Source organism: Nonomuraea sp. NPDC050790, assembly GCF_044456745.1.
Taxonomy (GTDB): domain Bacteria; phylum Actinomycetota; class Actinomycetes; order Streptosporangiales; family Streptosporangiaceae; genus Nonomuraea.
Genome location: NZ_JBITGF010000006.1, coordinates 573,295 through 585,619, shown reverse-complemented (window position 1 = coordinate 585,619; position 12,325 = coordinate 573,295). Strand labels below are relative to the sequence as shown.

12 protein-coding genes are annotated in these 12,325 nt (G+C 72.1%); 8 read left to right on the top strand and 4 right to left on the bottom strand.

Annotated elements, in window-relative coordinates:
- Positions 1 to 5: 5 nt before the first annotated feature.
- Complete coding sequence (fdxA, locus tag ACIBEJ_RS32085; protein WP_305923991.1) at positions 6 to 332, bottom strand: ferredoxin; 327 nt, start codon at positions 330 to 332, stop codon at positions 6 to 8.
- Between the two features lie 105 nt (positions 333 to 437).
- Here fdxA and ACIBEJ_RS32080 point away from each other — a divergent pair, with 105 nt between their 5' ends.
- The 8 genes from ACIBEJ_RS32080 (at position 438) to ACIBEJ_RS32045 (ending at position 10,614) form a co-directional block, all read left to right on the top strand.
- Complete coding sequence (locus ACIBEJ_RS32080) at positions 438 to 668, top strand: hypothetical protein (protein ID WP_397186605.1); 231 nt, start codon at positions 438 to 440, stop codon at positions 666 to 668.
- A gap of 17 nt (positions 669 to 685) precedes the next feature.
- A complete protein-coding gene (locus ACIBEJ_RS32075) occupies positions 686 to 1,744 on the top strand; it encodes an ABC transporter substrate-binding protein (protein WP_397186604.1) in 1,059 nt (352 codons plus the stop codon).
- A gap of 74 nt (positions 1,745 to 1,818) precedes the next feature.
- Positions 1,819 to 2,622: a class I SAM-dependent methyltransferase gene (locus ACIBEJ_RS32070; protein WP_397186603.1), complete on the top strand. Its 804-nt coding sequence runs from the start codon at positions 1,819 to 1,821 to the stop codon at positions 2,620 to 2,622.
- Positions 2,623 to 2,734: 112 nt separating this feature from the next.
- Positions 2,735 to 4,963 carry a hypothetical protein gene (locus ACIBEJ_RS32065; protein ID WP_397186602.1) on the top strand — a complete coding sequence of 743 codons (2,229 nt, stop codon included), beginning with the start codon at positions 2,735 to 2,737 and terminating at the stop codon, positions 4,961 to 4,963.
- Between the two features lie 4 nt (positions 4,964 to 4,967).
- Entirely contained in the window at positions 4,968 to 6,788 is a 1,821-nt protein-coding gene (locus ACIBEJ_RS32060) for a UvrD-helicase domain-containing protein (protein ID WP_397186601.1), read from the top strand.
- A 47-nt stretch (positions 6,789 to 6,835) separates the two neighbouring features.
- Positions 6,836 to 8,680, top strand: coding sequence for a sigma factor-like helix-turn-helix DNA-binding protein (locus ACIBEJ_RS32055; RefSeq protein ID WP_397186600.1), 1,845 nt, complete (start codon positions 6,836 to 6,838; stop codon positions 8,678 to 8,680).
- Between the two features lie 14 nt (positions 8,681 to 8,694).
- Positions 8,695 to 10,065 carry a cysteine--tRNA ligase gene (cysS, locus tag ACIBEJ_RS32050; RefSeq protein WP_397186599.1) on the top strand — a complete coding sequence of 457 codons (1,371 nt, stop codon included), beginning with the start codon at positions 8,695 to 8,697 and terminating at the stop codon, positions 10,063 to 10,065.
- Between the two features lie 135 nt (positions 10,066 to 10,200).
- Positions 10,201 to 10,614, top strand: a complete 414-nt coding sequence (locus ACIBEJ_RS32045; protein ID WP_397186598.1) for a TIGR03668 family PPOX class F420-dependent oxidoreductase — start codon at positions 10,201 to 10,203, stop codon at positions 10,612 to 10,614.
- A gap of 1 nt (position 10,615) precedes the next feature.
- Here ACIBEJ_RS32045 and ACIBEJ_RS32040 read toward each other — a convergent pair whose 3' ends face one another.
- From ACIBEJ_RS32040 to ACIBEJ_RS32030, 3 genes are read right to left on the bottom strand one after another with little or no spacing between them, the layout of a single operon-like run.
- Complete coding sequence (locus ACIBEJ_RS32040) at positions 10,616 to 11,113, bottom strand: hypothetical protein (RefSeq protein ID WP_397186597.1); 498 nt, start codon at positions 11,111 to 11,113, stop codon at positions 10,616 to 10,618.
- Positions 11,110 to 11,994 (bottom strand): hypothetical protein, encoded by an 885-nt coding sequence (locus ACIBEJ_RS32035; RefSeq protein ID WP_397186596.1) that lies wholly within the window; start codon positions 11,992 to 11,994, stop codon positions 11,110 to 11,112. The genes ACIBEJ_RS32040 and ACIBEJ_RS32035 overlap by 4 nt, the downstream gene beginning before the upstream one ends.
- Positions 11,985 to 12,323: a hypothetical protein gene (locus tag ACIBEJ_RS32030; protein ID WP_397186595.1), complete on the bottom strand. Its 339-nt coding sequence runs from the start codon at positions 12,321 to 12,323 to the stop codon at positions 11,985 to 11,987. The genes ACIBEJ_RS32035 and ACIBEJ_RS32030 overlap by 10 nt, the downstream gene beginning before the upstream one ends.
- Positions 12,324 to 12,325: the final 2 nt, after the last annotated feature.

The following is a 12,325-nucleotide window of genomic DNA, read 5'->3' as shown; positions in this document are numbered from 1 at the left end:
GACGCCTAGTGGTCCTCCGCCTGGGGCGGGAGGGCGGCGACGACAGGGTGGTCCTTGTCGATCTTGCCGACCTTCGAGGCGCCGCCGGGCGAGCCGAGGTCCTCGAAGAAGTCCACGTTCGCCTTGTAGTAGTCCTTCCACTGCTCCGGCAGGTCGTCCTCGTAGAAGATCGCCTCTACGGGGCACACCGGTTCGCACGCGCCGCAGTCCACGCACTCGTCGGGGTGGATATAAAGCATGCGCTCGCCCTCGTAGATGCAATCGACGGGGCACTCCTCGATGCACGCCTTGTCAAGGACGTCCACGCAAGGCTGCGCGATGACGTAGGTCACCTCGAGCTCCTTCTTCTCCGCACCATGGCGCGACTCCAACCGCGGTTTGCTAAGCCCTAGTATTGCCGTGCTAGCCAAGTGGCTGGAACGGAGGGTGCCAAACTCGTGGCCGCTCGCCTGACTATCAGGGTCACATCTGCGGATATAGGGGTACGGATCACCACGCGCAGGCGGGTGCCCGGCGGGTTCCGTGATGCGGTCGGCATTCTCGAATCGTGGGACGACGGCGTCCTCAGGGTTCGTAAACGGGACGGCACGATCGTGGAGATCGCCGAAGAATCCCTGGTCGCGGCCAAGGTGGTCCCGGCCGCGCCTCCTCGACCTGGACGGATGTAGCGGCAAGTATTCGTTGTGTGACAGTACGTACCTGCGCCGCCGTAGCCGCCATCCTCGTCAGCGCCGGGTGCGGCGCCTCCCCGACGACCGAGCAAAAGCCGCTGCCGCCGGTCAACGCGAAGGCCCTGTCCATGAAGGACGGCTTCACGACCATGGACCGCCTGGCCGAGACCGCCAAGAAGGAGGGCACGCTCAACGTCGTCGCCCTCCCCCGCGAGTGGGTGAACTACGGCGAGATCATCGACACCTTCTCCGAGAAGTACGGCATCAAGGTCAACGAGCTCGAACCGCGCGCCAGCAGCGCCCGCGAACTCCAGGCCGCCGCCCAGCTCAAGCCCGACGTGTTCGACCTCACCCTGGACGTGGCGGTGGCCAACGCGGCCAGGTTCGCGCCGTACAAGGTCCAGGGCTGGCAGGACCTGCCCGACCACGTCAAGGACGCCAAGGGCGCCTGGTACGCGGCCTACGGCGGCTACATGTCCATCGGCTACGACCCGCGCAAGGTGGCGGCGCCCGCCTCCTTCGCCGACCTGACCAAGCCCGGCTACATGGTGGCGCTGGCGGGCGACCCGCTGAAGACCGCCTCGGCGTTCAACGGCGTGATCGCCGCCTCGATGCGCGGCGGCACGCCGGACGCGGCCCGCGGCGTCGACCTGTTCGTCAAGCTCAAGCAGGGCGGCAGGCTCACCGATCCGGCCAAGGCGAACGTGGTCGTCGACTGGGACCACCTGAACGCCGCCCGCGCCGCCGAGGACCCCGAGGCGTGGAAGGTCACGATCCCGCGCGACGCGCCGCTCGGCGGCTACTACGTCCAGGCGATCAACAAGGACGCGACGCATCCGGCCGCCGCCCGCCTGTGGCAGGAGTTCCTCTTCTCCGACGAGGGCCAGAACCTCCTCCAGAAGGGGTACGCCCGCCCGGCCCGCGGCGAGGCCATGCTCATGCGCGGCACGCTCGACACCGAGCAGGCGGCGACACTTCCGGTCGCACCGGGCCCGCCACTCCTTCTCACGATTCCGCAGGCAGATGCCGCAAAGTCGTACCTGAAGCGGGAATGGACGCAGAGTATGGGATGAGACCCGTGTGACGGGATATGTCGTGAGAGACGTTCAGCATCTACAGTGAGCGACAGCACGGCCGCGGGGGCCCGATGTCTGATGATTGTGAGCTGATCGTCTTGCGCTACGACGCACCGAGTTTGGAGCGGTGGACCAGTCGCACCCTGGACAGCAGCTTCGGATACGTTTCCGCCAGGGGCGCGCCTCTGGTCGACCTGCTGGATCCGCGGCCCGGCGAGCGCGTGCTCGACCTGGGCTGCGGCACCGGCGTGCTGACCGCCGAGATCGCCTTACGGGGAGCCCACGTGCTGGGCATCGACGGCTCCCCCGCCATGATCGAGAAAGCGCTCGCGCAGTACCCCGGGATCGACTTCATCGTCGGCGACGGCCACGACTTCAACGTCGCGCAGGCCTACGACGCCGTCTTCTCCAACGCCGCCCTCCACTGGATGAGCCGCGACCCGGGCGCGGTGATCTCCAGCGTCCGCGAGGCGCTCGCGCCCGGCGGGCGTTTCGTCGCCGAGATGGGCGGGGCGGGCAACTGCGCGGAGCTCACCGCCGCCATGCACACCGCCTGGCGCGAGTACGGCCTGCCGGAACCGGACCTGCCGTGGTACTTCCCCACGCCCGCCGCCTATGCCTCGCGGCTGGAGCAGGAGGGCTTCGTGGTCCGCCTGCTGGAGCACTTCGACCGGCCCACCCCGCTCGACGAGTGTCCGGGCGGGGCCGCCGACTGGGTGCGGATGTTCGCCGGATCGGTGCTGGACGGCGTGCCGCCCGAGGTGGTCGACCCGCTGCTCAGGCGGGTCGACGAACTGGCCGCTCCCGCCCTTCGCAGGGAAACGGGCTGGATGGCCGACTACGTGCGTCTACGCTTCGCTGCCGTGAAGCGCTGATGCGTAGTCCATGATGCGTAGGGGCGTTTTGCCGGACTATGGTCTGTTCCGTGGGCTGCGAACGTATGGCTGGATCGCTACGGCGGCGTGAGGGACGGGTGAACGTAACAGGATGAATTTCTGCCTGAGCGACCTCGTACCACCGTTGAGGTGGAGCGACGCGTCGGCGATCACGCTACTTCACGGGCAGCCGGACCTGCCCGAGGCATGGTGGCGCAGTCTGCCGATGCCGCACGTGCTGGCCGCGATCGGGCCGGAGTCCCTGGGCGAGCTGCTGACGGAGATCGCCCTGGAACACTGGCCCGCCGCGGCCGTGGGCGACGTGCTGCCCGCTCTCCACGTGCTCGACCCGGACGACGCCGACGAGCCGCAGGTGGCGATCGCGCTGGACCGGGCGGGGTCGTGGACGGGGCTGCTCGCGCTGACCAGCCGGGAGCTGATGGACCAGCCGTTCATCCAGGCGCGGCCGGTGCTCAACACGCTGTTCTCCGCGGTTCTGGTACGGCTCGCGCCCTCCCCCAGACCCGCTCGCGCCACCGACCCCCCGGCGATCGACCCCGCCGCCAAGTCCGCGGCCGTGCCCGTGTCCGAACCGGCATCCGAGCCCGTGGCCGTGCCCGTGGCCGAACCGGCATCCGAGCCGGTGGCCGAGCCCGTGATCGAACCCGTGGTCGAGTCGGCGGCGGGACCCGAACCGGAGCCCGCTGAGGCCGTCGAGGCCGAGCCCGTCGCCGTCGTGGTGGCCATCGCGGAACCGGAGCCCCCGGCCGAGGAGCCTGTGGAGCCGGACGAGGTCGTGGAGCACCGGGCAGCGGGCGTGACCGACGAGCCGGAGGCCGACGCCCAGGCTGAGGAGCCCGAGGCGGAGGCGCCGGAAGCCGCAGAGCCCGAGGAGCCCGAGGCCGGGGCGGAGCAGGCCGAGGCCGGCGAGCCCGAGGCGGAGGAGCCTGGAGCTGACGCCCAGGAGGAGGAGCCCGGGGCGGACGAGCCGGAAGCTGCGGAGCCGGAAGCTGCGGAGCCGGAAGCTGCGGAGCCGGAAGCTGCGGAGCCGGAAGCTGCGGAGGCCGAGGCCGAGGAGGCCGGTGCGGAGGCGCCGGAGGCCGGGGCCGACGAGCCGGAGGCTGCGGCTGACGAGCGCGGGGCCGAGGCGGATGAGGGCGAGGGGTCAGAGGACGAGGAGTCGGTTGCTGCGCCTGCCAAGGCCGTGGAGGGCTCTGGGCCCAGGTTGCCGGCGTTGATCGAGTCTGCCTTCGCCGATCTGGACGACAAGAGCTGGGCGGTCGCGCAGAACCGGGTCTTCACCGACCAGCCGTCGGCCGTGGAGCAACTGGCCAAGCTGTTCGCCGTCTCCCCGGCCGAGATCAACGCCACCGAGATCGCCCTGCGCTCCAGGCTGGAGCGGTGGCTGGCCAGCGACGAGGCGGCGCCGTACCGGGCGCATCTGGACGAGCTGCGCGGCACGATCGGCGAGGCCGCCCCGCGCGAGCAGTTGATCGGCGCGGCGGACTGGCACGCCAGGGAGATCCGCGCGCTGGAGGTCCCGGCGTGGCAGTTCGTGAAGGCGACCCTCGCAGGCGCCACGGCCGCGGCCGCGCCGGGCCAGGCCGGACAAGGACCGGCGGCGGGACCGGCAGCGGTCCAGGAGCCGCCGCCGGTGCCGGTTTCGCCGTTCGAGGAGCCGCCGGTCGAGGAGCCGCCGGTCGGAGCACCGCCGGTCGGAGTGTCTCCGGTCGAGGTTTCGGCGAGTGAGGAGCAGGTCAGGTTCGGGGCCTTCACGCCGCACGACCCGGCCGAGCAGAACGGCGAGCAGGCGGCCAAGCCGTACCAGCCGCTCAAGGACGTCTCGCAGACCAGGCGCTGCTTCCGCCAGCCGGACGGGCGGTGGTACCTGCGGGTCGATGTCACGGCTGAGCACCTCGGCGGGGCGGAGTGCCAGTTGCCGACGGGGTTCGCCGCGTATCTGGGGCTTTCGCCCGGCGAGAGCCGCACGGTCAGGAGCGCCGCCGGTGAGCTGACGATGAGCTGGCACGGCCGTCCGGTGCTGGAGTCGGTCTCCCGCCTGCTGATGGACGTCGGCGCGAAGGAGGGCGGGCACGTGTTCCTGACGCTGTCGGACGAGGGCGTGCTGCGTGCCAGGCACCTTCCGGTGGCCGCGCCCAGCGCGGACAAGATCACGAGGGCGCTCCGGCTGGTCTGCTACACCGCGCCGGACGCGGGGCTGGAGGTGGCCGCGAGGGTGATCGCGACCAGGATCGGGATGACCGGGCCCGTGGCCCTTCCCGACGTGCTCGCCAGGCTCCGCGAACGCGGGGACCGCGACCTGCTCGATCTCCTGGACTGAGCCCGTGCCGCGGCTCGCGATCGGCCCCGACTTCCCTCGGGAGCTCAGCGCACTGGCAGCGCCGGTGCGTGAGAGCGCCGTGAGCGCGCTGCGCCGCTTCCTGCTGACCGAGAACGGCGCCCCCCACCCGGAACGCGTCAGGGGCGCCAGGGACGCCCGGGTGGCCACGCTGAGGCTGGCGGAGGGCCGGCGGGGCGTCGTGGTGCGCCAGCGCGAGGTGTACTGGCTGCGCGCCCTCCTGCCCGATCCGGACGCCTGGTCGTTCGCCCAGCGACACCGCTACGGCGTGAACCCGGTGATCGGCGTCCTGGAGGAGTGGGACGCGGCGGCCCTGGAGAGGGTCGAGCCCGCGCTACGCCGTTCGGCGGGGGCGTCGAGGCTGTTCGACCCGATCTGCGACGGCGACCTGCTGGCGCTGGGGCTGGATCCGCGGGTGCTGCCGCTGGTCAGGCTGATCACGACCGAGGCGGACGTGGCCGCGCTGGAGCCGCTGCTGCCGCCCACGCAGCATCTGCCGCTGGCCGTGCTGGGCCGGGGCGGCTCGATGGCGGAAGCCTGGCGCGAGCTGGACGGCTGCCGCGCCGTGGACGGCGACACCGGCCACGTCGACCAGGACGACCTGCACGCGGCCCTGGAACGCAGCCCGGACCGGGCGGTGTTCGCGGCCGACGCCGACGAGCTGGACCGGGTGCTGGAGGCGCCGCACTGGTGCACGTTCCTGCATCCGCCGCAGCACCGGCTGGCCAGGTCCGCCCGCTACGACCACCCGGTGCTGGTCATCGGCGGCGCGGGCACCGGCAAGACGCTGCTGGCGCTGCACCGCGCCGCCCACCTGGCCAGCCACGGCGGCGGCCGGGTGCTGCTGGTGACGTTCTCGCAGGGGCTCTGCGAGGACCTGTCGGGGCGGCTGGACGTGCTGGTCAAGGACGAGGTGATCCGCAAGCGGATCGAGGTGGACAACCCGGAGCGGCTGGCGGTGCGGATCGTGGCCGACGCCGAGGGCCGCCGGCCGGTGCTGGCGGGCGCGGGGGCCAGGACGCTGGCCGAGCTCACGGAGCGGGCGCTGTGGCTGCTCGGGAAGGCCACGGGAGATCTGCTCGACGACGTGGATCCTGGGCGCAAGCCGTACCGTCACATGATTGTGGACGAGGCGCAGGACGTCAGCCCGGCGCAGTGGCGGCTGCTGCGCGCGGTGGTGCCGCGCGCGCACGACGACCTCTTCATCGTCGGCGACCCGCACCAGCGGATCACCGACACGCGGGTGACGCTGGGGTCGGTGGGGATTCCCGCCGTCCAGCACGGGCTGCGGGTCTCCTACCGGCTGCCGCACGAGCTGCTCTCGTTCGGCGTCCGGCTGCGCGGCGGCGGGCCTACGGACGGGCTGGTCAAGGGACTGGCCGGCATGTACGGCCTGCGCGGCTCAGGACACGGCGAGCGCCCGATGGTCAGGGCCTACGACACGCCCGAGGCGGAACTGGCCGGTCTGGCCGCCACGGTGCGCTCGTGGCTGGACGAGGGCGTCTCGGCCCGCGCGATCGCGGTGGCGGCCCGGACGATGAAGCTCGTGCGGGCGGCCAAGCGGGCGCTGAGCGGGCTGGACGTCCCGGTCGCGATGTTCCACCACCTCAAAGGGCTGGAGTTCGAACGTGTGGCGCTCATCGGGGTGACGGAGGGTGTCGTACCGGAAACCCCGCCGGAGGATCCGGCGGAGCGCGCGCGGGCCCTGCAACGCGAGCGCAGCGTGCTTTACGTGGCCTGTACCCGGGCCCGCTCGATGCTCTATATATCCCATTCAGGGAGAGGAAGCCCATTTCTCTCCCTCTGATCACATAGTCTGAACTGCGGATACTTCCCTTTGCCGGTTGGACCCCAATGAATCTCAGCCTGAGCGACCTCGCGCCACCCCTGCGCTGGACCTCTCCCAGCCAGATCGCGCCGATCGCGGAAGAGCCACAGCTGCCCGAGGCCTGGTGGCACGCGATCCCGATCGACCGCGCCTGCGCGCTGGCGGGCACGCAGACCGTCGCGGGCGACCTCGCCGACCTCGCCGTGGCCTTCTGGGGGCACCTCCCCCTGGGCGACATCCTGCCCCTCCTGCGGTTCTCCGACCCCGTGGAGGCCGAGCGCACGCCCGAGTCGCTGGGCCGTGACGCGGTGCTGAAGATGTTCGTGCGCGTCTTCGAGCGGCTGCTGGAGCCGGTCGCCGAGCGCGCGTCCGAGGTGCGGGCCGACCGGCCGGTGCCCGAGCTCATCGACGCGGTGTTCGCCGCGCTCGACGAGCGCCAGCGCGCCATCGCCCGCGACCGCCTGTACGCGGCGCAGCGCGCCACGCTCGACGAGCTGGCCCAGCGTTTCTCGGTGACCCGCGAGCGGATCCGGCAGATCGAGCGTGACCTGCGCGACCACGTGGAGGCGTGGCTGGGAAGCCCGGAGGCGGCGCCGCTGGTCGCGCACGTGACGTGGCTGCGGGGGCGGCTCGGCTCCGCCGTACCGGCCGACGACCTGACTGCGGCGGTGCCGTGGCACCGCGGCGAGCTCGCCACGCTGAACATCCCGACCTGGCGCTTCATCCGCACGCTGCTGACCGGCTACGAGCAGTCCGACGACTGGCTGGTCGCGGGCGGCGGCGACGAGCTGCGGGAGAAGACCAGGCAGCTCTTCGCCGACGGGCCGCGGCCCATGGGCGAGGCGGTCTCCATGGTGACCCAGCTCGGCGTCCGCGAGGACGTGGCGGAGCGGTGGATCCTGGCCGTGCCGCAGCTCCGGGTGCTCGACGGGCACGTGGTGCCCTGGCCGCGCAGCATCAACGAGAAGGCCGAGGCCGTCCTGTCGGTCGCCGGGCGGCCGCTGTCGCCCGAGGAGATCCAGGAGCGCATCGGCGAGGACTACAGCCTCGTCGGCATCCGCAACCAGCTCACCGCCGACGAGCGCTTCCTGCGCGTGGACAGGAACAAGTACGGGCTGACGCGCTGGGGCGGCGACGAGTACCTGGGGATCAGGGAGATGATCGCCAGGGAGATCGAGCGGGCCGGCGGCGAGGCGTCGGTGAGCACGATCGTCACCAACCTCACCTCCAGGTACGACGTGAGCGAGAGCTCGGTGCGCGCCTACTCGGGCGGTCCCGGGTTCGAGCGCACGCAGCGCGGGTGGATCAGGGTCGCGGGTACGGCCCCGCCCGGCGAGGTGGCGGAGCCGTACCAGCCGCGCAAGGACGTCTCGGAGACGCGGCGCAGCTTCCGCAGCCGGGACGGGCGCTGGTGGCACCGGGTGGACGTGAACGCCGAGCACCTGCGCGGCTCGGGTTCGCCGCTGCCGACGGGCTTCGCGGCCTACCTGGGCATGGCGCCGGGCGGCCAGCTCACCGCCGCGACGCCCTCGGGGGACGTGGTGATCAGCTGGCACAACCAGCCGACGATGGGCTCGATCCGCAACGTGCTGGCCGACTTCAAGGCCGGCGAGGGCGACCACGTGTTCCTGACCGTCTCCGACGGCGGCGAGCTGCTCACCCGGTTCCTGCCCGCGGCCAACCCGGCGCTGACGCCGCTCGGCCGCGCGCTGCACCTGATCGGCTACACCGCTCCGGTGAACACCGAGATGGAGGGGCTGCAGCTCATCGGGGCGCGGATCGGTCTGCCCGAGACGGCGACGCGGGACGAGGTGATCGGCCGGCTGCGCGAACGAGGCGACCGCGACATCCTGGGTTTCCTGGGAGTGTGACCTAAGCTCGGGGCATGTTGCGGATCTATGACACGCGGACCAGGAAGGCCGAACCCGTCACCACCACGTCCGGCGTCGTCCGGATGTACTCCTGCGGGCCCACCGTGTACCGGTACGCACATGTCGGCAACCTGCGCACGTACCTGCTGCCGGACCTGATCCGCAGGGTGCTGGAAGCCCGCCGGGTGCGCGTGCGCACCTGCCAGAACATCACCGACGTGGGCCATCTCGTGGACGACGCGGAGATCGGCGAGGACAAGATCCTCATGCAGGCCCGCGCCGAGGGGAAGTCCACGCTGGACGTGGCGCGCTTCTACGAGGACGCCTACCGCGCCGACTGCGCCGCCCTGAACATCCGGCCCGCGGACCTGTCCCCCAGGGCCACCGAGACCGTCGACCTGATGATCGAGCTGATCGTCAAGCTGATGGAGAAGGGCCACGCCTACGCGGTGCCGGACGGATCGGTGTTCTTCGCCGCCGAGACCTTCCCCACGTACGGCGAGCTGTCCGGCAACCGGCTGGACTCCCTCAAGCCCGGCCACCGCGTCGACGGCGTGGACCCGCGCAAGCGCTTCCACGCCGACTGGGCGCTGTGGAAGCACGCCGAGCGGGAGCTGACCTGGGAGACTCCGTGGGGCGGCGTCGGTTTCCCCGGCTGGCACATCGAGTGCTCGGCCATGTCGCTGCGTTATCTCGGCGACCACATCGACGTCCACACCGGCGGCATCGACCTGCGCTTCCCCCACCACGAGGACGAGCGCGCCCAGTCGAACTCCGCCGCCGGGCGTGAGGTCGTCCAGCGCTGGGTCCACGGCGAGCACCTGCTGTTCGACGGCCGCAAGATGGCCAAGTCCACGGGCAACGTGGTGCTGCTGAGCGACGTGGCCGAGCAGGGCGTGGACCCGCTGGCGCTGCGGCTGGCGTTCATGGAGCACCGCTACCGCCAGCAGCTCAACCTGAGCTGGGACACCCTGCGCGCGGCCGAGCGCACCCTGCGCAGGTGGCGGCAGCGGGTGGCCGAGTGGGCCGAGCGCCCCAGCGCGCCCATCGCCGCCGCCTACGCCGAGCGCGCCCTGGACGCCTTCGACGACGACCTCGACACCCCGGCCGCGCTGCGCGTCCTGCGCGAGCTGGAGCGGGACGACGCGGTGGCGCCGGGGAGCAAGTTCGAGACGTTCCTGCACCTCGACCACGTGCTCGCCCTCGACCTGTCCAGCGAGATCGGCAGGGCGCCCGTGCTGCCGCCGGGCGCCGCCGAACTGCTCGACCAGCGGGCCCGCGCCCGCGCGGCCGAGGACTGGGCCGCCGCCGACCGGCTCAGGGACGAACTGGCCCAGAAGGGCGTGAAGGTCGCCGACACCCCGGACGGCCAGACCTGGTCATGACCCGCGCGGGGCGTGAGGGGCTTAAGGGGGCGGACGGCATGGCAGGGGCCGTCCGCCCGGTGGCGCGCCGCACCAGGGCGGGGGCAGCGCCTCGGGCAGCCTAGGAATGGCGAGGTTGCACATACGTTGCCGATAATGGTGGATATCGATGCGGAACGAGCACGGCGGCTGTTCGGCGGGGAGCGCGTGGCGCGCCTCGCCACGACCGGCGCGGACGGCGAGCCGCACCTGGTCCCGGTGACCTTCGCCCTGGAGGACGACCAGGTCGTGATCGCGATCGACCACAAGCCGAAGCGGACGCGCGAGCTACGGCGCGTCCGCAACATCCGTGAGAACCCCCGCGTGGCGCTGCTGGCCGACCGCTACGACGACGACTGGACCCGGCTGTGGTGGGTGCGCGCCGACGGGCTCGCGCGGGTGACGGCCGAGTGCCCGGCCGCCGTTGGGCTGGCGGCCAAGTACGAGCAGTATCGGCGGGTGCCGCCGGGCGGGCCGTACCTCGTGGTGGAGGTACGGCGCTGGACCGGCTGGGCCTACACCGGCGGCTAGCTCAGCCGATCATGCTCCCGGCGGCGCAGGCCGACTTCTTCACCCACTGGTGGGAGGAGATGGTGTACGCCATCTTCGTGCGGGTGCCGTTGGGGTTCGGGGTGTAGGTGTGGCCGACCAGGTCGGTGACCCAGTCGCCACGGTCCAGGCACCGGTAGCCCCACTGCCAGGAGTAGGCGGTGTAGTCGTAGAGGGCGACGACGTTGTAGCCGTTGGGATCCACCTGGCCGTTGTTGACCACGGAACGGGCCCGGTCGGTGGCGGAGTCGGTGAACCCGCCGCCGGGCTGGCCCCAGTCGGAGTCGTTGCCCTGCGACCTGCCGAGCCGGTTGCCCTGGCAGTTCTGGTTGGGGAAGGCGTAGACGTACCCGTCTCCCGTGGAGGTCTGGATCTCGCTGCAGGTGGGGAACGGCCAGGGGTCGGCCGACGCGGTGCCGGTCATGGACGCCGTGGCGCCCGCCAGGACGACGGCTGCCAGCGAATAACGGATCTTGTTCACGGTGCGATCTCCTCAGGTGGTCTTCTGGCCCTGTCCAGGGCCGCGCGCAGCATCCGGCCGTGCTCGGCCAGCTCTTCCGCGTACGGCCGCGCGGCCTTGGCCAGGTAGTGGGGTTGGAGCGCGCGAGCCGTACCGGGCAGGCCGGAGGATCGCGCGCAGGTGGCCTCCGTGACGGCGAGCCGCACCTCGGCGGCGTGCGCGTCGTCGGGTTTCAGGCCCGCGGTGAGGCCGGGCAGGGCGGCCCGGATCTCGGGCGGGGAGGCGTAGGCGTGGCCGCCGCGGCGCATGCAGGCCGACCAGGCCGTGAGCGCCGTGACGAACCGCGGGTCCTTGGTGAGTTCCGGCAGGTAGAGCGGTTGCAGGTTGGAGGCGATCTTGTCGAGGCGGAACCAGGTGGCGCGGTCGCCGTAGAGCCGGTCCTTGGCGGTGCCGCGGCAGCCGCCGAGGGCGTTGTTGATCGTTCCGCCGCCGGGCAGGCGGGCCGACAGGACCTTGGTGTCCCGGCCGCCGCCCAGCGCGAGGTCGTAGCGTTCGCGCCGGGCGGGGTCCAGGCTGTCCCGGTAGAGGCGGTTGGGGTCGTGCGGGCGGGCCGCGAGGACCTTCTGCTGGATCCGGCCGCCGTAGCCGTTCCTTCTGGCCCAGGCGATGTCGTCCAGGACCAGGAGGCTCAGGTGCCGGGCGTCGTCGCCGGCGGGGGCGGCGGGCGGGTGGTAGCGGAAGCCCGCGGCGGCCATGCAGCGCCGCACGAGCAGGTGCTCGGCCCGTTCGAGCTCGGCGTGCTCGGCCGCGGTGAGTTCGCGGGCGGGCTCCTGCGCGCAGGAGGTCAGGCTCGCGCACAGCACCGCCCACGCCGCCCACGCCGCCCGCCGTCTCAGCGGCAAGGGAGGCTGGAGCCCTGCTGGACGCGGATCGTGGCCCCGTCGCGGAAGACCGCGGGGATCGTGCCGCGTCCCACGCACAGGACGTGCGCGGCCGTCCCCTTCCGCAGCGAGACCGCGCAGCCGGGCGCGGGGGCGTTGTCGAAGGTGGCCAGGCCGTTCATGCCGGCGACGTTGGACGGCTGCGCGCACCCGGGGTAGGTGAACAGGCGCGAGAGCCCGGTGTCGGTCGTGAGAACGAGCCGGCCGGGGGCCGCGGCGGCGGCGGGCGTGGAGCCGAGAGCCACGGCCGCGGCGAACCCGGCCAGCAGCAGCGCGACGGACTTCTTCATGA